This window comes from Thermofilum sp. (genome assembly GCF_038871435.1).
Lineage (GTDB): Archaea > Thermoproteota > Thermoprotei > Thermofilales > Thermofilaceae > Thermofilum > Thermofilum adornatum.
The window spans coordinates 68,626-89,318 of record NZ_JAVZIC010000006.1 but is presented as its reverse complement, the minus strand read 5'-3'; the positions used below and the strand labels follow the sequence as shown (position 1 = coordinate 89,318).

The 20,693-nt window shown below is 45.3% G+C and carries 19 protein-coding genes; 15 read left to right on the top strand and 4 right to left on the bottom strand.

The genetic code is table 11. The features are described from left to right. Positions 1-17 precede the first annotated feature (17 nt). The 8 genes from QXT17_RS07925 to QXT17_RS07890 all read left to right on the top strand — a co-directional run bounded on the left by QXT17_RS07925 (position 18) and on the right by QXT17_RS07890 (position 10,042). Complete coding sequence (locus QXT17_RS07925) at positions 18-1,448, top strand: delta-60 repeat domain-containing protein (RefSeq protein ID WP_020962031.1); 1,431 nt, start codon at positions 18-20, stop codon at positions 1,446-1,448. A gap of 133 nt (positions 1,449-1,581) precedes the next feature. Then, entirely contained in the window at positions 1,582-2,001 is a 420-nt protein-coding gene (locus QXT17_RS07920; RefSeq protein ID WP_020962030.1) for an Lrp/AsnC family transcriptional regulator, read from the top strand. Between the two features lie 172 nt (positions 2,002-2,173). After that, positions 2,174-4,867: an ABC transporter substrate-binding protein gene (locus QXT17_RS07915; protein ID WP_020962029.1), complete on the top strand. Its 2,694-nt coding sequence runs from the start codon at positions 2,174-2,176 to the stop codon at positions 4,865-4,867. Between the two features lie 112 nt (positions 4,868-4,979). Continuing rightward, positions 4,980-6,044, top strand: a complete 1,065-nt coding sequence (locus QXT17_RS07910; protein ID WP_020962028.1) for an ABC transporter permease — start codon at positions 4,980-4,982, stop codon at positions 6,042-6,044. Positions 6,045-6,056: 12 nt separating this feature from the next. Continuing rightward, a complete protein-coding gene (locus tag QXT17_RS07905) occupies positions 6,057-7,484 on the top strand; it encodes an ABC transporter permease (protein ID WP_240366746.1) in 1,428 nt (475 codons plus the stop codon). An 11-nt stretch (positions 7,485-7,495) separates the two neighbouring features. Next, positions 7,496-8,464 carry an ABC transporter ATP-binding protein gene (locus tag QXT17_RS07900; protein ID WP_052885615.1) on the top strand — a complete coding sequence of 323 codons (969 nt, stop codon included), beginning with the start codon at positions 7,496-7,498 and terminating at the stop codon, positions 8,462-8,464. A 5-nt stretch (positions 8,465-8,469) separates the two neighbouring features. After that, entirely contained in the window at positions 8,470-9,462 is a 993-nt protein-coding gene (locus QXT17_RS07895; RefSeq protein WP_020962025.1) for an ABC transporter ATP-binding protein, read from the top strand. Between the two features lie 25 nt (positions 9,463-9,487). After that, positions 9,488-10,042, top strand: a complete 555-nt coding sequence (locus tag QXT17_RS07890; RefSeq protein WP_020962024.1) for a hypothetical protein — start codon at positions 9,488-9,490, stop codon at positions 10,040-10,042. A 10-nt stretch (positions 10,043-10,052) separates the two neighbouring features. On the opposite strand, the gene QXT17_RS07885 is transcribed toward QXT17_RS07890, so the two are convergent. Continuing rightward, positions 10,053-11,396, bottom strand: a complete 1,344-nt coding sequence (locus QXT17_RS07885; RefSeq protein WP_020962023.1) for an FAD-dependent oxidoreductase — start codon at positions 11,394-11,396, stop codon at positions 10,053-10,055. A 13-nt stretch (positions 11,397-11,409) separates the two neighbouring features. After that, on the bottom strand, positions 11,410-12,189 hold the full coding sequence (surE, locus tag QXT17_RS07880; RefSeq protein WP_148681963.1) for a 5'/3'-nucleotidase SurE: 780 nt from the start codon (positions 12,187-12,189) through the stop codon (positions 11,410-11,412). An 85-nt stretch (positions 12,190-12,274) separates the two neighbouring features. Here surE and nth point away from each other — a divergent pair, with 85 nt between their 5' ends. The 3 genes from nth (at position 12,275) to QXT17_RS07865 (ending at position 14,154) form a co-directional block, all read left to right on the top strand. After that, entirely contained in the window at positions 12,275-12,928 is a 654-nt protein-coding gene (gene nth / locus QXT17_RS07875; RefSeq protein WP_020962021.1) for an endonuclease III, read from the top strand. 76 nt (positions 12,929-13,004) lie between these two features. After that, a complete protein-coding gene (dcd, locus tag QXT17_RS07870) occupies positions 13,005-13,520 on the top strand; it encodes a dCTP deaminase (protein ID WP_020962020.1) in 516 nt (171 codons plus the stop codon). Positions 13,521-13,563: 43 nt separating this feature from the next. Beyond that, positions 13,564-14,154, top strand: coding sequence for a DUF429 domain-containing protein (locus QXT17_RS07865; protein ID WP_020962019.1), 591 nt, complete (start codon positions 13,564-13,566; stop codon positions 14,152-14,154). Here QXT17_RS07865 and QXT17_RS07860 read toward each other — a convergent pair. Beyond that, the gene (locus QXT17_RS07860; RefSeq protein WP_342814493.1) at positions 14,151-15,308 is read right to left on the bottom strand and encodes a DUF72 domain-containing protein; all 1,158 of its coding nucleotides are present in this window, start codon (positions 15,306-15,308) and stop codon (positions 14,151-14,153) included. The two genes, QXT17_RS07865 and QXT17_RS07860, sit on opposite strands and share 4 nt — an antisense overlap. A 110-nt stretch (positions 15,309-15,418) precedes the next feature. Here QXT17_RS07860 and QXT17_RS07855 point away from each other — a divergent pair, with 110 nt between their 5' ends. From QXT17_RS07855 to QXT17_RS07840, 4 genes are all read left to right on the top strand, one after another. Next, positions 15,419-16,993 carry a GTPBP1 family GTP-binding protein gene (locus QXT17_RS07855; protein ID WP_020962017.1) on the top strand — a complete coding sequence of 525 codons (1,575 nt, stop codon included), beginning with the start codon at positions 15,419-15,421 and terminating at the stop codon, positions 16,991-16,993. A gap of 69 nt (positions 16,994-17,062) precedes the next feature. Then, a complete protein-coding gene (gene ppa, locus QXT17_RS07850; RefSeq protein ID WP_342814492.1) occupies positions 17,063-17,593 on the top strand; it encodes an inorganic diphosphatase in 531 nt (176 codons plus the stop codon). Positions 17,594-17,667: 74 nt separating this feature from the next. After that, the gene (locus QXT17_RS07845) at positions 17,668-19,206 is read left to right on the top strand and encodes a glycoside hydrolase family 57 protein (RefSeq protein ID WP_020962015.1); all 1,539 of its coding nucleotides are present in this window, start codon (positions 17,668-17,670) and stop codon (positions 19,204-19,206) included. Then, on the top strand, positions 19,199-19,480 hold the full coding sequence (locus QXT17_RS07840) for a hypothetical protein (RefSeq protein WP_020962014.1): 282 nt from the start codon (positions 19,199-19,201) through the stop codon (positions 19,478-19,480). Before QXT17_RS07845 ends, QXT17_RS07840 begins: the two co-directional genes overlap by 8 nt. Here QXT17_RS07840 and QXT17_RS07835 read toward each other — a convergent pair. Continuing rightward, positions 19,463-20,686 (bottom strand): cytochrome c biogenesis protein CcdA, encoded by a 1,224-nt coding sequence (locus QXT17_RS07835; protein WP_342783026.1) that lies wholly within the window; start codon positions 20,684-20,686, stop codon positions 19,463-19,465. The genes QXT17_RS07840 and QXT17_RS07835 overlap by 18 nt on opposite strands. Positions 20,687-20,693 lie beyond the last annotated feature (7 nt).

The window sequence follows — 20,693 nt, the reverse complement described above, 5'->3', positions numbered from 1 at the left end:
TCACAACACGGGAGGAAATGGAGAAACATAAATTTCTCTTGCTGTTCTTGTTATTCGTATTAACCTTGCCACAGCAACCTTTGCTCCTCCAGCCAGCCGAGCAACAAGCACCAGAAATATTCTTCTCAAATATTGAAAACAACACAATACTCTTCGGAGGAACAGTCAAAACCTATGAAAACAGCTTCCCGTTTTTTGGAATAACCAGTGGCGAATGGAGAGCGGCATACCTTGGTCAAATGCCTGGATACATAGTGAACGCGGCTGAATGTTGCAAAAAATTCTTCTACGTTGGAACAATATATATCTATGAGTTTCCAGCTATTCTCCTTGTCGATGTTTCTCCGGGGGAAGAGCCAAGAATCATACTAATTTATGCGGACTTGCCTCTCTTCGGTGTTGACCTATTACCCCTTAACGACACGCTCTATATCTCTGGCTACATTTACCGCTACAGACCAGTCAGCGAATCAGACATCATAGTAATCAGGTACAACATTACAACAGAAAAAATCATTGACTCTATAGTCTTTGGAAGCGAAGCTTTCGACGACTATCCAAAAAGGATGCTTTTCGACGGGAAAACCATAGTTATAGCAGGAGACACCTATGCTTACAACGTCTCACAGAGCGACATACTCATAGCAAGACTTACACCTGACCTCAAGCTATTAGGCGACATGGCGGTTGGAGGCGCGGGGCGAGAAAACCTAGAAGACGCTTTATTGGCGAGAGATGGGTCTATAATTCTCGTTGGAACAACAGTCGGTGGAGACGGAACCCCAGATGCCTTTATCGCCAAGGTCTCAGATGTCGGGGGAATACAATACTTGGAAGCAGTTCCTGGCTACAGAAACATGTATGCCATCTCTGCGTCAACATTCAACGATTCATATATTGTAACTCTATACGGAGAGCTTGAGGAGGAAAAAATCTACACCCTTCTATTAAGCTATCCACAACAAGCCTACTGGAACACAATGCCACAAACAATTTACATTGTAAATTCTAGCCTTGGAACCCCTACACCACTCAAAACCCACTATAATGGATTTGCGATCCAGGCGGGCAACATACTTGTTACAATCACCGAAGAGAAGAAAGCATTATGCCTAGACAAAAACTGCTCAACAATAACAATACATTTTCTCGACTTCAAGAAATATGCACCAGCTTACTTCTCCACGTTGCACGGCTGGAGAGCAACATATTCAGTAACAAAGACAAGAGAAAAACCACAACTCTACATAGCTACACTAGTACAGCCACTCAAAAAAATAAACCTAGCCACTGCAGACTTCCACATCGAAACCCAGCAATATGAGAAAAAAATCGACATACTAAGAGAATTGGTAAAACTGATAGAAAGAAACATGCTTCTACTAGTCTTTGTCCCCGTAGTAGTTGTATTTTTCCTTTTATTCTACGAGATAAGAAGGAAAAAATAGACAAAACCTTAAAGAAACGAACACAAAGGATCTTCTAATCATCCTGGCGAAAACAAAGATACCTCGTTAAAAAATTTGAACATTTCTAAAAGTTTAATAGACACCAAAGTTTACTCTCCAAACAGGGACAAAAATGGACGAGAAAGACATCGTACTGGTAAACGAACTCATAGAAAACAGCAGAGCGCCGCTTACACATCTAGCCAAAAAGCTGGGCATGACAGACGTAGCAATAAAAAAGAGACTCAAGAAGCTCGAAAAAGAGGGAGTAATAAGGAAATATACAATAGAGGTAGACCCCACAAAGCTGGGCTTCAAACACGTAGCACTCATAGGCATAGACACGGAGCCAGAAAAAATACTAGACGTCTCGACACAGCTGGCATCAAAAGAATATGCCTATAAGGTTTACTTGACGACAGGAGACCACATGCTTATGCTCGAGGCATGGGCAAAAGACAACAAGCACCTGACTCAGATAATAGAAGACATAGGAAAAATACCAGGCGTAAAAAGGGTCTGCCCAGCAATAATCCTTGAAAAACTCAAGTAGAGAAACACCCTTTCTTATAAAAGTTTTTCAGAAATGTTTTTATATGATATAATTCGTATTTAAAGCTATATCTATGTCAAATTAGTAAGCAGAAATAATACCCAGAATCTTTTCCAGCAAAATCCAGAGCAAGCTTTATATAGACATAGATACAAAAAATAATCGACAAACCATGAAAAACAAACTTTCATTACTACTTGTAGCCATCTTCCTCGTAGCTCTCATTGCTCCACTCCTAAACGCACAGCCACAGCCCCTCCAGGGACCATGGGTAGACCAAGTAGCTTTCTCAAAGGAGTCGGATCCGGCAAAAGTTATAGACATGATCGACAAGGGAGACGCACAGGTCTACTTCAGCGACGTCCGTGTAGACGCGTCAATAGCCCAGAAGCTAAAAACAGACCCCAACATAAAATACAAGTATGCATTCGGTCTATACTTCGAGCTAACATTTAACCCTGTTGGACCAGAGTTCCCGAAGACAGGCAAACTCAACCCATTCAGCAACCCGAGAATAAGGGAAGCAATGAACTACATCATTGACAGAAACTACATTGTAAACGAGATAATGCTCGGCTTCGCAGTTCCCAAGTATTTGCCGCTAGTTTCACAGTTCCCAGAATATGCAAAACTCGCAGACACAGTAAAGCTCCTAGAAGCACAGTACAGCTACAACTTTGAGAAAGGCAAAGAGATAATATTCGAGGAAATGGCCAAAATGGGAGCAACCTATAAAGACGGCAAATGGTACTACAAGGGAGAACCAGTCGTAATCAAGTTCTTGATAAGGGTAGAAGATCAGAGGAGGCAAATAGGAGACTACGTGTCCGACCAGCTAGAGAAACTCGGCTTCACAGTTGAAAGGATGTACAAAACCTCTAGAGAGGCAAGCCCGATATGGATACGTGGAAACCCAGCCGATGGACAGTGGCACATCTACACAGGTGGATGGATAACCACTGCTGTGAGCAGGGACGACAGTAGCAACTTTGGATACTTCTATACACCGCTGGGACGCCCCGAGCCACTCTGGCAGGCCTACAAGCCTGACCCAGTATTCATGGATGTAGCTACAAGGCTCTGGAATGGACAATACAAAACAATCGAGGAAAGGCAAGAACTAATGGCAAAAGCAGTTACCTTGGCTTTAAAGGACTCCGTCAGGGTATGGCTCGTTGACCAAATAAGCCCATACATCTACAGCGCTAAAGTAGACTTAGCGGCCGACCTCTCTGGAGGATTCAGCAACCCAATAGCTCTAAGAACTCTCAGGTACGTCGATAAGGCTGGAGGCTCTGTAAATGCGCTAATGAGAGAAGTCCTAGTCGAGCCATGGAACCCAGTAGCCGGGTCAAACTGGGTCTACGACAACATACTGGTAACAGCTACCTTAGGGTATGCATTCCTAACAAGCCCCTACACAGGGCTGCCTCTGCCAGAGAGAGCTGTTAGCGCAGAGGTGTACGCGCTCAAGGGAACACCGACAACAAGCTCGAGTGACTGGTGCAAGCTCACCTTCGTGGACAAAGTAGAAGTCCCAGCAGACGCCTGGTACTCTTACGACGTAAAGGCAAACAAGGTCATCACAGCCGGAGAGGCAGGCGTAAAAGTTGCACAGTTCAAGATTGTCGTCAACTATGGCGACGTTATTGGGAAGATTAAGTACCACGATGGGACAACGATGAGTATGGCTGACTGGGTCATAGGGTGGCCGCTGACATTTGCAAGGGTAGATCCAAGTAGCCCGCTATACGACGAGGCGGCTGTACCAAGCTTCCAGGCCTGGAGACAGTACTTCATAGCACAGAGATTCGTCAGCACCTCTCCACTCGTAATCGAGTACTACGTAAACTACACCAGCCCCGACGTTGAGCTCGTAGTTTCAAACTTTGCTGGATGGGCTAACTTCCCGTGGCACGCATACGCTATTGGTATCAGGGCCGAGGAGAAAGGAAAGCTGGCATTCAGCGCTGACAAGGCAGACAAAATGGGTGTCGAGTGGATGAACTACATTGGAGGCCCAAGCCTAGAAGTGCTTTCAAAGATGCTTGACGAGAGCATAGCCGAGGGATACATTCCATTCAAAGACTTCCTCAGCAAGTACACCACAGTAGACGATGCAAAAGCAAGATACAACGCACTCAAAACATGGTACACCCAGCACAAACACTTCTGGGTAGGAGACGGACCATACTACCTAGACACAGCAGACTTCAACGCCCATGTAGCTGTGCTTAAGGCCAACAGGAACTACCCAGACAAGTCCGACAGGTGGGCCTGGCTAAGCTCTCCACCAATACCTGAACTTGCAATACAGCCGCCAGACAACGTTGTACCTGGGCTTGACGCAACTTTCACTATCAAGATCTCCTATAAGGGTCAGCCGTACCCCAACAGCCGCATGGACTTCGTGAAATTCCTAGTAATGGATCCAGCTGGAAACGTCCTCGCTAAAGGCGTAGCAACACCATCCGCAGAAGGCACCTGGCAGGCAAAGCTTAGCCCAGAAGACACAGGAAAGCTGACGCCTGGCTCCTACAAGATCATGGTGATAGCACTAAGCAAAGACGTAGCCACGCCAGCAATCAAGGAGACGCCCTTCACAGTCATTCCACAGATAGCATACTTCCAGACAATGGTAGCAGGAATCAGGAGCCAGCTAGAGTCGAGAATTGCTGGTGTAGAGTCAGGTGTAACCGAAGTTAGAGGCAAAGTCTCTGACCTTGCAAACAGTGTCTCGGCACTCCAGGGCACAGTCAACATGGTCCTCGCGGTCTCGGTCATCAGCTTGATCATAGCTCTCGTTGCTGTCTTCCTGGCAATGCGCAAGCCAAAAGAAACCAGTAAGGCCAGCACTGGACAATAAATCGAGTATTCACAACAAAAATTAACCTTTTTTTGTTTTTATTTTTTCTAGATCTAACTGCTTATTTATTTATGGAAAAATATTTAATTATCTGTTTAGACTCGTAATTGCTATGGTTTCAAAGAATTTGCTAAAGTACATAGCTATCCGTGCCATAGCTATCTATTTAACAGTAGTTGTAGCCATCTACCTTACCATTATTGTTGCAAACATGGGCGGCAAGATTGATGAATTCATTCTAGGCGACCTTTACACTCAAATAACTGAGACTGTGAATAGAAATCCACAGTATAGGTCGTTGCCAGGTCCCGAAAAGGACAAGCTCATTAGGCAAATGTTTGAAAACGAGGTAAAAAGGCTAGGATATGATAGACCATTTCTCGAGAGGAGCCTTATCTACCTCAAAAATGCCTTAACGCTGGATCTGGGTAGAGCCTTATTTATGGTGAGCGATAGCGGGTCTAGGTTTGTCCGCAATATAATTCTCGAGAGATTGCCAAATACTGTGCTCCTCTTTACAACTGTGACTGTGCTTAACTTTTTCATACATCTATTTCTGGGGCTCTACCTTTCCCGCCACTATAACAGTTTCTTTGATAGGCTAGTTGTTGCCTTATCTCCAACGTCTACTCTTCCCGGCTGGTTTTACGGAATATTCCTTATACTTATCTTCTACACCTGGCTCCATCTCTTGCCACCGGGCGGCCTAGTAGACGTCCCCCCGCCACCTGACCCTGTGTCCTACGCGCTAAGTGTTCTGAAACACATGATTCTCCCCATGGCTTCCTGGATCATTTCAGGCTTCTTCTTAGGCGTTTATGGTACGAGGACATTTTTCTTGATATTCTCTACAGAGGACTACGTTGAGGCCGCAAAGGCTAAAGGGTTGCCTCCCAGACTAATAGAAACACGGTATATTCTCAGGCCATCTCTGCCACCCATAATTACAAGCTTCGCGTTATCTTTGATAGGTTCATGGGGCGGAGCCACAATTACTGAGACTGTTTTCCAGTGGCCTGGACTTGGGCTTGTCACGTGGCAAGCGATACAGAGCTTTGATACCCCAGTGCTGGTGGGAATAACCGTTATCTATGCTTATCTCCTAGCTGCTACTGTCCTGATACTCGACATTGTGTATGCGTTTATTGATCCACGTATAAAGGCTGGTTTCGCATAGGTGGGTGGAGACATGTCGAAACGAATGGAGTCTGGGATAAAAGCGACCATAAAGGAACTGCTCACTTACAAGTCCGGCGTCCTAGGTATTGCTATTCTTGTTTTTCTGATAGGGCTCTCTATATATGCGATGGTAGCGTTACCATACGACCAGGCAATCAAGCTCTGGAGGGGGGCAGAAGGCATCTGGCTCAATAATCCGAGAAATGCACTGCCAGAATGGTGGGAAATATTTGTAGGTAAGAAACTTCCCAGAACAATAATTCTTGACTCTAAAACTGCTACCTTTGGCGTGTCAAAAGCGGTCACACCTGTAGCAGGTACAAACATGAAACTAGTAACCATCAATTATCTATTCGAATTTAACTATGACGATTTTCCATCCGAGATGAACATCTTTTTCTATGCGAAGTACCAAAAAGACCCACCATTAGTAAAAATCACGCTTAAAAAACCTGGCGGTGACACAATTGAATTTCCCAGGTTCGCACTTAAAGCTCCCAACGATACCCTATACTACTCCATTAGCAACGATGTTTTGAATACACTTCTAAGCCACTATGTTTCAAAATATGGGAAAATCAATATATCCGAGAAATTGTCGCCACTGGAGCTTACTTTTGGCAAGGATACAGCTGAAGGCCTCGAAAAGGGCACTCTAGATGTTGAGAAGGGGGTTTACAGGCTAACCATTGAGGCCACATGCTTTGGCGAGGATTCAGATCTCGATGCACGTGTCGTAGTGTATGGCAAGGTTTATGGGCCAGCTGGTACAGATCATCTGAGGCGTCCCCTAGAAATAGCACTATTGTGGGGCACTCCTATCGCGCTAGCTTTTGGACTCACCGCTTCGCTTGTAACCTCACTTCTGCAACTCATAATTGCCACTATTGGTGCATGGTACGGAGGCATAATTGACAGCGCCATTCAGAGGATCACTGAAATATACTTAATTTTACCATTCCTACAATTCCTTATACTCATAGCCGCCTTCTACAAGTTGGACATCTGGGTGATACTAGCAGCCGTTATCGTGCTTAGTATTTTCGGTCCCAACATTAAGAGCACAAGGGCACTTGTATTATCACTCAAGGAGTATCCATACATAGAGGCAGCAAAGACCTATGGAGCCTCTAACCTTCGCATAATCTTCCTCTATATTATTCCCAAGATACTGCCGCCAATAGTTCCAGGCCTAATCTCAGCAGTTCCAGGATACGTTTTCCTAGAAGCAGCGCTCTCTTTCCTCGGTCTAGGCGACCCGTTCCTACCCACATGGGGCAAGATTCTCAACGATGCGCAGAATGCAGGCGCGCTTTACCGTGGCTACTACTACTGGGTCCTGGAGCCATCAATACTACTCATGCTGACTGCATTCGCGTTTGCATTTCTCGGCTTTGCACTCGATAGGATAGTTAACCCAAGGTTAAGGGAAATGTAGAGGTGAAAAATGTGAGTACCGTGTTGACCGTTAAAAACCTAAGGCTTTACTTCACGACCAGGAAGGGCGTGGTCAAGGCGGTTGACAATGTAAGCTTCGACCTTAAGAAGGGAGAGACCCTTGCCATTGTAGGCGAGTCCGGCTGTGGCAAAAGTTCACTTGCCAAGGCACTTATACGCCTCCTGCCCAGAAACGTCCACACGTATAGCGGCGAGATATTGATTGATGGAAACGACGTGATGAAGCTTAGCGACGAGATGTTTCGCAGGCTCATCAGGTGGAGAAAAATCTCCATGGTTTTTCAGGGGGCACAGAACTCTCTCAATCCAGTCTTAAAGGTGGGCTTCCAAGTCGCAGAGCCACTTATGATCCACAACAATGTTTCGAGGGAAGACGCGTTGGCAGAAGCCAAAAAGTACCTGAGGCTTGTAGGTATACATGAATCTTTTGCCGACCGCTACCCGTTCGAGCTTAGCGGTGGAATGAAGCAGAGAGCAGTCATTGCTATGGCGCTTATAACCCACCCAGAAATAATTATCCTGGACGAGCCGACCTCCGCGCTGGACGTGATTACGCAGGCAAACATAATCAACCTCTTAAAGAAGATCAAGAACGAGCTTGGACTCAGCTACATCTTTATTACGCACGACATAGCAGTAACAAGCGAACTGGCCGACCGCGTTGCAGTAATGTATGCAGGCGAGATAGTCGAGATAAGCGACGCCGACGAGTTCTACTACAGGCCGAAGCACCCCTACGCCGAGAAGCTCATGGCAAGCGTGCCCACACTCAGAACAGACAAGAAGCTCGAATTTATACCAGGAGCCCCACCGAGCCTAATAAATCCGCCTCAGGGATGCAGATTTAATCCAAGGTGCCCATATGCCTTCGAGAAGTGCCTGAAAGAGAGTCCGCCCCCATACGAGATAAAAAGTGGAAATATTGTTAGGTGCTGGCTTTATCATGAGGGTAAGAGGTGAAAACCATGAGCGAAGACAGGATAGTATTGAAGGTTGAGAACCTCAGGAAATGGTTCACCATACGTAGAGGTTTGTTTGGCGCAACCGCCCAGGTAAAAGCCCTTGATGGAGTCACCTTTGAACTAGGCACTGGCGAAGCGGTCTCTGTCGTAGGAGAGTCTGGAAGCGGCAAGACTACGCTTGGAAAAACAGTTCTGAGATTGTATGAGCCTACGGATGGGAAACTAATTTTCAAGGGGAAAGACATAACGCATACACCAGAAAAGGATCTAATGTGGTTTAAGCGCGAAACGGGTCTGGTTCAGCAGGATCCATATGGAGCGATGCCATCCTTCATGAATATCTATAGGATACTGGAAGAGCCCCTAATAATACACAAAGTAGGCACCAAGGAAGAGAGGGCAGAAATGGTCTTTAAAGCCCTTGAGGAGGTTAGGCTTACCCCTGTAGAGGACTTTGCATTCAAGTATCCACATATGCTTAGCGGTGGCCAGCTCCAGAGGGTCGCAATAGCCCGTGCACTGATACTTAGGCCAAGCCTAGTAGTTGCAGACGAGCCTGTCTCGATGCTCGATGCCTCTGTTAGGGTGGAGATCTTAACTTTGATGCGGGAGATGCAGGAAAAGAGGAACATCAGCTTCATCTACATAACCCACGACCTCTCAACTACCAGATACTTCAGCGAGTGGATCTTTATAATGTATGCTGCACAATTAATTGAAAGAGCTCCCACGAAGACACTGTTGCAAAACCCACTGCATCCATACACCCGTGCACTCCTCTCGGCTATTCCCGACCCGGACCCAGAAAATAGGAAGAAATTTAGAGAAGTTCCTCCCGGCGAACCTCCAAGCCTAGTCAACCCGCCTCCTGGATGCAGGTTTGCTCCTAGATGCCCCTTTGCATCAAGCAAGTGCAGAACCGAGGAACCCCCAGAAGTAGAGGTTGAGCCCAAACACTTTGTAAAGTGCTGGCTATACGCAGGAGCAAAGGCTTAAATCCAGGATTTTTCTTATCCACGTGATGAAGTACAAGTTATTTATCTCTTTGGGATTCGTTTTTTTGGCTTTAGGTCTTTTTTCATCTCTCTATGTATCTTACCTTGCGTCGCCAAGTACGAGGACGACTTTACACATCTCCCTGCCAGACCACAATATAAATGGTTCTTTGCTCGGCCACAACATAGCTGAAAAAGTCTACTACAACATTTCTATTACCGGCGACAGACACGTCAATCTAAATATTTCCTTCTACAATGACAGAGATATCCTTATTGGAGGTCTATATCTTGAAGACGCCTCGAGAAACTCGAGCGGATGGATTATATTGCCTGAGAGCCCATACAGGGTTCAGGCTGAATCGACCTGTGCCACGTGTAGAAGCAGGCTTGATATTTCGCTTTATTACGCTAGATTTGACAGGAACGTGACAGATGTACTTACACTTTTTGGGATGTTTACTTCTATTCTGGGTATGTCTCTCTTAACTGGGGGTCTCTACGAGTATCTAGCAAAGAAAAAGCTCGAGCAGAAACAAAATACAAAAGAAAATACAACTGAACCTGGCTATACGTATTGAGGCCCGTTTGTTATTGACCCTTGATTTTTCCCATTAGCACTCTCGCTGCCACTATTAGTGGGTCCCATACAGGGGCAAAGGGTGGTGCATATCCTAGATCCGCGAAGAATGCATCCTCTACCTTTGCCCCCATGGCTAGTAGTGTCGCAAGGGTATTTATCCTTGCGAGGATGTCTTTGCCCACGATTTGTCCTCCTAACAAGCGGCCGGTCTTGGCGTCCGCGATTAGCTTTACTGTGACTTGTCCGGCTCCCGGGATATATGAGGCTTTAGTATTACTTGTGATAGTGGCTGAAACAGGCTCGAAGCCTTCCCTCCTTGCCCTTTCTTCTGTCAGTCCTGTTCTCCCCACCTCGAGACCAAAAACCCTCGTAACAGACGTTCCAACTGCGCCTGGAAACTCCGCGTCTATGCCAGACATTGTCGCACCGGCTACATAGCCCATCTTGTTCGCTACTGGCGCGAGCGGGAACCAGTCTGGCTTTCCTGTTACAAGGTTTATGGCTTCAGCGACGTCTCCAGCGGCAAATACATTTTCGACATTTGTACGCATAGCCTTGTCTACACTGAGAGCACCTGTGGCACCCTTCTTGACTCCAAGCATCTCGCCGAGGCTTGTTTCAGGAGCGATACCAGTAGCAATGAATACTGCTTCCACTTTGTATTCTCCATTTGTGGTTTCTAGACTTTCAACTCTTTCCTTTCCGTGGATAGCCTTTAGGCCCTCCCCTAGGTGAAGCTCAACCCCGTTACTTACGAGTTCCTTCTCGATTTGGACGGCTATATCTGGGTCCACAGCGGGCAAAACATGGGGCAAAAGCTCAAACAGTAGGACTTTTTTACCCAAGTTTTTCAGGTTTTCGGCGAGCTCCAGGCCGATGTATCCGCCACCCACGATTGCGACCGTGTTTACGTTTTGAAGGTATTTTCTTGCCGATTCGCCGTCTTCTAGAATTCTCAGAGTAAAAACTCCTGGCAAATTGATGCCGTCTACCTTGGGAATCTTTGGTCTTGCGCCCGTTGCTATTAAGAGCTTATTCCACTCATATGTTTTCTCTCCATCACTGTTTCTCGCCTTCAAGTATCCGGGGCCAAGCTCAGTAACAGTAGTCTTAATGTGTACTTCTATTCCTCTTTCCTCGGTGAAAACCCGCAACGGGTAATGAACTAGCTGGTCCAATTCCTTGACGATTCCTCCCAGGTAATAGGGTAATCCGCATGGGGCATAACTCACATAGTTGCTTCTCTCGAAAACAACTACCCTCAGCTTTGGGTTAATTCTCTTTATCCTTGAAGCAGCTGTCATCCCAGCGGGGCCTCCACCAATTATGGCTACGTCTACTTTTTCTGTCATACAGCTTCACCATTTAGAATCTCTTATTTAAAAATAAGTTTTGAAGCTTCTCAACTATATCCATGCCTCTTTTTCCGAATGAATCTATAAAGAGCGGCGTAACAGATATTGCTCCATTTTTAACTGCACATATATCGCTAATACTGTCTACACAGGGATAGCTATTGTCTAGACTCCAATGACCCATTCTACATGCATTATCTTTGCACATGTAAAGGTTTCTGGGGGGAGTTCTCTCGGGTATAGTTACCTTTACTTCTCCACTTCTCTCCAAGGGTATATTTATGTTCAGAGCATCACATGGAAAACTCCACTCTAGAAAATCAAGGATCCTTAACAGGACGCCGGCGGCATTTTCATATTCAGTAAAGCCGAGTTTTTCGTATTTTGAGCTATTCTCTGCTACAAGTGAGACAGCTACACCGGGCTTTCCAAACAAGGCCCCCTCTAATACTGCTCCAACTGTTCCCGAAGATAGTATATCCCATAGACCCAGATTGGGTCCAAGATTTATACCGCTAATGATTATGTCGGCCGGCACCCTCAGGACTGTTAGCGCTATTGTAACAGCACTGGCTGGCGTCCCATCAACAATCAACGCTTTATAGCCGTTGAGCTCCCCCAAAGAATAACGTACCTCAAAAGAAACTGATTTTGAAGAACCACTCTTCTGGGTCGAAGTAGTAGCAATGAATACGTCGTGTCCAGCATTTCTTAGAACTCCAGCTAGGGCCAATAAGCCTGGGCTTTCGGGGCCGTCGTCGTTAACCAGCACGATACGTTTATTGTCCACAGCCTAGAATGAAACGGGGGATATGAAAACTTGGCGCCAACATAGTCAATGTCTACATGATGAGCCCGAAGTTGGAGATAGACTGTTGGAAAAGCTTAAACAAGAACTAAGGATTGAGCAGGGAGACTTTATCGCTTACGAGCTGGCCCAGACAAAGGACTACTTCAGGACACTAATAGCTACAATAATTTCCCAAAACACCAACGAAAAAAACACATACAGAGCCTTCGGCGAGCTTGAACGCCGTATCGGCGTAGAGTGCGCCAAGCTTTCACAGACAGACGTGCAGAAAATAGCAGAAGCCATTAAACCTGCAGGGCTCTATGCGCAGAAATCCCAAGCCATAAAATCATTAGCATTGTTTCTCATGGAAAACTATGGTTGCCAGATAGAATTGCTCCTTAAACAGGGACCAGAAAAAGTAAAGGAGGAACTGGGAAAAATTCGCGGAATAGGCTCAAAAACAATAGACGTTCTCCTTGCAAACTATGGCTACCCCGTTTTACCAATAGACACCCACGTAAAGAGAACATCAATTAGAATAGGTCTAGCGCCACCAGGTAGCTACGAAAAAATGCAAGCACACCTACACAAAGTTTTCTCGCCAGAAAAACGTCTAGAGGCGCACCTCTACTTGATAAAGCTCGGGAGAACCTTTTGCCTGCCAAGAAATCCCAAGTGCAATGTTTGTCCTGTGTCAGCTCTATGTTGCTACTACAAAAACAAGCCTCAAAAGTGAGTACTGTTTCGTCACCCTTCGGTTTTAACGAAAACCTTGAAATTCGAGGTCTGTTTTAACCACGATGTGAAGAGCCATGCTTTCAGGAGCCGAGATAAAGAAGCTGATAAAAGAGGGCAAGCTCAAGATTGAACCCTACAGCGAGGAAATTGTCCGCGAAAACGGCGTCGATCTTCGTATAGGAGATGAAATAGCAATTCTTCTTAATAATCCAGAGCCAATAGACCCAGAAAAACTCAGGGAAATAGATCTCTCCCAGTACTATAAAATCTTCAAGGCAGACAACTTCGTGTTACAGCCCTATATGAAGGTTCTCGTCACCACGCTTGAATACATCAAGATGCCCGAAGACGTAGGTGCACTAATAGGTGTCAGGAGCACCTTCGCCCGGCTCGGAGTCTCTGTCCCTCCAACATTAATAGACGCAGGCTTCGAAGGCCAGGTGACAATTGAGATACATGGAGGAGCTTTCCCAATAATCCTGAGAAAAGGACAAAGATTCGCCCATGTAGCCTTCTATAAGCTTGTTGGGGAGCCAGTTCCATACAAGGGCAGATACCAGGGACAAAGGGGAGTAACTCTTCCAAAATAGCGCCAGCTAAACTTATTTTTGCATGCTGACCAATTCTCCATTTATGAAGACCTTTTTTGGAGTAGACTTGTCTGCGTCACTTAAAAAGAAGTCTGCATATGCTGTTCTCTACGAAGACCTTACGTGTGTAACTGGCTTTTTCAAGCATGACGACGAATTGGTGGAAAAAGTTGAAGAATATTCCCCAGAAGCTGTAGGTATAGATGCTCCTCTCTCGTTTCCACAGAAAGGATACTATAGGCTCTGTGAAAAGGCCTTGCGGAGGCTTGGTATAAGGGCTTTTTCACCCCTGTTTGAAGGTATGAGGTCACTAACGCTTAGGGCTATACAGCTTAGAAGCGAACTAGAAAAAAGAGGGTACGAAGTCATAGAGATATATCCCGGGGGCACACAGGACATGCTTGGTCTTCCAAGGAAAAATAAAAGCCGAGAGAAACTCTACCTGGGTTTGAGGCGTTTGGGCTTAAGGTTCCCAGAATCAAGAGATGGAGACCTCTTGGATGCAGTTACGGCAGCCCTCACGGTCTTTGCCTATAAGAAAGAAGAATACATTTTAGTTTCCTCTAGTGACGGATGTAGGCTTGTGTTAGCAAGCCCATCCCTGAAGGAAGCACTCTTGCAAATAAAAGGCTAATATTCGAAGCTCCAGTCATCAATATTGCCGGCGATGTCCTCAAGGATTTTGAGGGAAATATCGCGTGGCATTTTTAGAAAAAGCTTGACGAGGTGCTTGCAGAAGCGTTTCGACTCGGCGGACTTTTTCCAATCCTCACAGTCATGAAAAATTCTCCTGTTCTTAACGTCTATTTCAACCCTGTAGTTCTTTACTGTTGCTACAATACTTTCGCCCTTGATCTTAAAACTCACATTCTCATCACTTATTTCTTTGGAACGTTCAAACCTCTTCTCACCGGCGAGAAACACGAGAGCACCCTCAAGGTCTCCCTTTGCAACAATTTCTCTAAGGCTTTTTAAAACCTTCTGAGGCAGAGACTTAAAGTATTTATCCATTTCTTGAAGCTTTTCTCTTTGCCTCCTATTCGTAATCCCAAGTAATGTCATCATTTGCAAGGCGTTGTGGGGAGCAAATCCTCTGAAGTGGTTATTGAAGTATCCTAGAATAAGGTCTACGTTTTCTCTGCTGAGAAAGTCTTGGAGTCTCTTCGCCCACTCGCTGAGCTCTTCGATTGAATAGTGATAATAATACCAGGGGCTTTCTCCCCTGCCATGCCACCTAATGTAGAGAAAGTTTGAAGTTTTCAGAATCAGTGGAGGCAATAATGGTTCATCTACGACTGTATAGGCGATTCCCCGTTCTTCTAGTGTCTTGTAAATGTCTTTTTCAAGCCAAGAGGGGTCCCTGAACTCTACAGCATATCTGTAGCCCTTCGGTAATAAATCCAGGAAAGAATCGAACCAGGGTACTTTTTCCCTTGGTACTGGAGGCATCTGTATAAGTATGGCTCCGAGCTTTTTTGCCTCTTTAAGCGGCGCAATAGATTTGAAGAAAGCGTCGAACTCGTCGCCTATAAGCTTGGGGTTAAGCATGTGTTTATGCGTTACTCCTCTATGCATTTTTAGAGAAAACAAGAACTCGCTTGGCGAGGACTCGGACAGCCCCTTATAGAACTTCTCGCTTAGGAGAGTATAGAAAGAAGAGTTTATTTCTACTGTGCTGAAGTACCTTGTATAATAAGTGAACATTCCTCTATCTGTCTCATAGAATATATCTAGCCAGTCATCGTAGTCCCAGCCAGATGTCCCTATTAGAATTCTTGGGTAAAGCAATTTGCATCTAGACTATACTATCGCTGGGAGACTATTTATATTTTTAAGCATATAAGACAAAAGCCTAATTAGATTCATTGTAGTTTCTATTTTCGAGATAGTGGCAAGCAATGTCCTCTAAACTTCCAAAAGAAAATGAGACGGGAGCCATCGAGTACAAGTCTAGGCTCTCGTGTAACAACCCAGAAAGAATAGAGAATCTAGCTTCACAGATGCGTTACAGGCTGTTTGAGGGCGGGGGCGAGGCAATATATCTTCTTGGGTTTGACGATGATGGGACACCAATTGGTTTGACGCCACAAGAGGAAGAAGAAACCCTCCAAATATTAGACGACGTTGCAGGAAAAATAGGGGCAAAAATAAGAGTCCTCGAGAAAGCCCCAGTCGGAAACAGGAGTCTAGTTAGAGTTCTCGTGCGGGTAGGCAGGGAGGAGTCTCCACCTGTTCAGACAACGATAGCTGTTATGGGGAACGTGGACGCGGGGAAAAGCACAACGATAGGTACCCTCTGCACGGGTGAACTTGATGATGGAAGAGGAAGAAGCATGAGAAAAATTGCAAGGTTCGAACATGAAATAGTCACGGGTAGAACTTCCTCCGTTGTTGTAAGACTGCTTGGATTCGACATGGACGGCCGGCCAATAAACTGGAACCTTCCAAACCCACTAGATGAAGCACAGATATATTTGTCTTCTAAGAAGGTTGTCTACTTTGTAGATGTTGGAGGGCACGAAAGGTATCTGAGAACTGCGCTTAGGGGAGTAATGGCGCGTCTACCAGACTACATAATGCTTGTTGTCGCCGCTAATTCTGGTTTACAGGTGATGGGGAGGGAACATCTAGGCGTAGGACTTGCCCTACGTATCCCAGTCTTCATCGTGTTGACAAAAATAGATTTGGTGGATAAAAAGGTTCTAGAAGCCACCCTCATTGATACGGTTGAAACTCTCAGGAGGGTAGACAGAAAGCCTGTCGTCGTAAAGACTTTAGGGGATGTGTACAGGCTAGTCGAATTAATGCCGAGTGGACGCGTCGTCCCAATATTTCTAATATCAAACACAACAGGCGAAGGACTAAGCATCTTAACAGAGTTTTTAAACCTTCTACCACCCAGGCTCAGGTGGAACGAGAACATCGACAAGCCACTTCTAGCATATGTTAGCGATGTATACGATGTGAAAGGCGTTGGACCCGTAGTGGCTGTAACAATTGAAAGGGGAGTAATCAAAGAAGACGACGAGGTGTACATCGGACCCCTTCAGGATTCTTCATGGAAAAAGATACGTGTAAAATCCATTCACATAAACAGGACTGTAGCGTCCAAAGCTAAGGCTGGCGAAGAAGCTACTCTAGCAATTTCTGGAATAAGCTATGAGGAGCTGGAGAAAGGGCTTGTAGTAACTCAGCAAGAGTTAAAGCCTGTATGGGAGTTCGAGGCACACATCGTCGTGCTAAAACACCCTACGACTATTAGAAGAGGATACCAGACAGTTTTACATGCCCACTCGATTAGGAGCCCAGTAATGTTTATTTATATGAGCCTTGAACCCATGAGGACAGGGGATTCGGGGATTGTTAGGCTAAGGTTTCTCTACCATCCCTGGTACCTGGAAACCGACACAAGGATAATACTGAGAGATTCTAGGACGAGAGCAATAGGACGGATAACAAGGCTAATTGACTAATTTACGCCTGTCATGATCTAACACAACATTTTTTAAAGTCTTCCAGAGATTGTATCCATTGGTGAGAAAATGCCTCTGAATATTCCCCCAGGGAAAAACCCTCCAGAAGACATTTATGTTGTCGTTGAGATCCCCCTTGGGAGCAACATAAAGTACGAGCTCGACAAGGAAAGCGGGATGATATTTGTCGACAGGGTTCTTTTCACGAGCATGGTCTTCCCCTTTAACTATGGCTTTATCCCCAAGACGCTAGAAGAGGACGGCGACCCAGTAGACGTGGTTTTACTCAGCTACGACTCAGTGGCTCCCGGAAGTGTCGTCCGCGCTAGACCAATAGGTCTCCTCGAGATGGAAGACGAAAATGGACCCGACAGCAAAATCATAGCTGTGCCCCACGAAAAAATAGACAACAGGTTTGCAAAAATAAAGGACATCAACGATGTAGACGATGTAGTGAAAGAGCGTATTAAACACTTCTTTGAGCACTACAAGGAGCTAGAGAAGGGGAAATGGGTCAAAGTCAGGAACTGGAAAGGACGCGAAGCTGCCCTCGAAGCCATACAAAAAGCAATCGATAGGTACAATAAGTCCCAAAAGTAGGGCTTCCACGCAACATCTATAAATTTTTATTTTCTATTATAAAACTTGGTGGAAGATTGAAGCATATCGTATTTATGTTTGAAGTTCACCAGCCGTATAGGCTCCGCAGAAACATTAAATCTCTTCTCCTAAGCAACCTCATAAGAAAGGGAAGATTGACCCCAGAAGACCTAGAAAAAATATACTTTGATGAGGATCTAAACAGGTATGTTTTTGAGAGGGTTGCGAAGAGATGCTATTTGCCTGCAAACTATACAATAAAGCAGCAGATCGAGTACTTCAAGGACTCTGGGAAAAAATTCAAAGTAGCCTATAGCGTGTCTGGCGTCCTCTTGGAGCAGGCTTCTAGATGGTTCCCAGAGCTTGTTGAAAGCTTTAGACAGCTTGCCTCGACAGGGCTGGTTGAGTTCTTAGACCAAACATATTATCATAGTTTGGCTTTTCTAGTGGCAGAAGAAGAGTTTATATATCAGGTCAACGAGCACAGGAGGCTTATCAAGAAAGAGCTAAATTACGAGCCCAGAGCTATAGAAAACACAGAGTTCATTTACAACAACTATGTTGGTTGCCTCTTTGACAGGCTTGGATACAAAGTTGTATTAACGGAAGGCGTCGAAAGAATACTTGGCTGGAGGAGCCCCAATTACCTATACAAGGCAAAGAACTGCAATATACGTGTCCTAATGAGGAACTACAGGCTGTCGGACGACATAGGCTTCCGCTTTGGCTCTACATGGTGGAATGAGTATCCACTTACCGCTGAAAAATACTCGGCATGGCTAGCGGCGACACCTGGCGACGTCATACTAATAGCCATCGACTATGAAACCTTTGGAGAACACTTCCCCGCCGAGACAGGTATATTTGAGTTCCTAAGGTGGCTTCCAGGCGAAATACTAAAATGGGAAAACCTAACTATTTCAACGCCTACAGAGGTAGCGGAGCATCTACAGCCGAGAGACGAGATAGACGTTCCAGAACACATGACGATTTCATGGGCAGACCTCGAGAGAGACCTATCTGCATGGATCGGCAATTTTATGCAACAGGACGCTTTTAACAGGCTGAGAGATCTCTGGCTACAGATAAAGGCTCTACGCAACCCTGGCTATGAAAGGCTTTGGAGACTACTATCTATAAGCGACCACTTCTACTACATGTCAACTAAAGGCGGGGGGCCAGGCGACGTTCACTCCTATTTTAGTCCATATAAAAACCCGTATGAAGCCCACATGCTCTTCTCAGAGGCTATAGGAGACCTCGAGACAAGGACGCTCCTCGCATTGGAAAACGATAAAAAAGCACTTATGAGATACGCGTGGATGCGAAGCCTCCCAGACGAAAACAAGTTCTACTTCTATGCGGGTCCGGGAAAACCCCTAGGAAAACAGGCATGGAACATGTTTTCATTCATTGAGGCACTACGCGAAGTGCCCCCAGAAACCATAGTTCACCACCAGTCCCTGCAGGATTTCGCAAACTGGATTGAATATGTTGTAGGCGACGTAGAGCTTGCCAGAAAAATTAGAGAAATAAACGTAGCAAGCCCCGAGGAAATTAGAAAACAGCTTCTAAGCGTCCTCGAGAACAGGAGGGCCGAGCTCTTTGGCTGAACTGATAAAGCTTGGAAACTTTCTTGAATATCTAGGCGAACTATTCCCAGAGGCCAGGTCTACGCTTAGAATCCTTGCACTTTTCCTTAAAAACCCCGAAGAAACATTTACGCGCTACCGAGTCGAAAAAGAAGCACTGGTTAGCCACGCGCGTCCAATTTTACAGCGTTTTGTCTCGCTCGGTATCCTGGAAATTGTCGATGAGAATCCGATATCGTACAGGCTCAATAAAAACAGTTACGTATTGAGACAAATGCTAGACCTCTTGGTATAGTTTTAGAACAGTATATTTTGTGGATAGTTTTCTTCCAGCCAGAAATACGCCGAGGCTGCTCTCAATAGCAAAAACAGCACTTAGAACGTAAATATAGTCAGGGAGGAGCATCGCAACGTCTTTTAAAAACAGGTAGAGAACAAATAATAGTAGGAACCGTGTTTCTTTATCCCTCTTGGTGATTGGAAGCATGGTAAAAAAGAGTAAAGCATCTATGCCTGTTTTGAGGGGGATACCAATGGGAACCACCTCTAGGAACCGTGTCTTTACCGCTAACAGGCTGAAACTTGCCAATAGGAAAATTTTCCCGAGGGTTCCAATTATGTCCAAAAGAAACGATATTTTATCGGATGGAGGACCTCTAATAATGGCGTCCAAGTAGTCGAGGTTAATCAATGTAAAAGAGGCGAGCAAAAAGCCAGCACCCCCTAGTGTCAGCTCGGTTGCCTCAAGATAAAAACCTACCTTTAGCTGTGAATAAGCATAGTAAATAATTGCAGTAAAGAGGAAGATTTCTAGCACAGGAAGAAGGCTCCTAGACACTACTGGAAGAATTACGTCAAAGTTTTCAATAGTATAGATCGAGAAAACTCCAAAAATTATCAAAAGTCCTCCACTAATTGTTTCGCTATGTTTCAAAAAGAAGTTTCTTAACGATTTTCCTCTGTAGAATGTCTTCACTAGATCACCTAAAACACCGACAACTAGGAAAGGCGTGGCTGTACCCAAACCATAGAGCAACATAAGAAGCAAGGGCTCGAATAGACTTGTCAATGCATATAAAAGCACCTGTGAAAGCGCCGCCGTCATCAATGCAGCTGCACAGGGGGCTGCAGCTAGGCTGAAAAAGAAGCCAAAGAAAAGTGAGTCTAGGCGCCCAGATATCTTGCTTACAGGTGTAGCCGAGGGTAGCACTGTAAAAAATTCTCTTAACGGGGTCAGCAATGATATTCCTAGCGCTATTAGGACTATGCCCAGAGCAATATTTACAAATTGTTGATTTAGACTTGTCAAGAAAATCCTGATAATACCTCCTCCGACTACGAGTAGAACCCCGTACAAGATAAAGCTAAGAACAACTCCCACGCTAAAAAATATGCCTGTCTGCCACGTCTTTGCGTTTTTCCTAGTTGACAACGCAAGGAACACAGGGAATACGGGCAAGTAGCATGGCGTCAGAGCTGTCTGCAGCCCTAAGAAGAACATTAAGAAA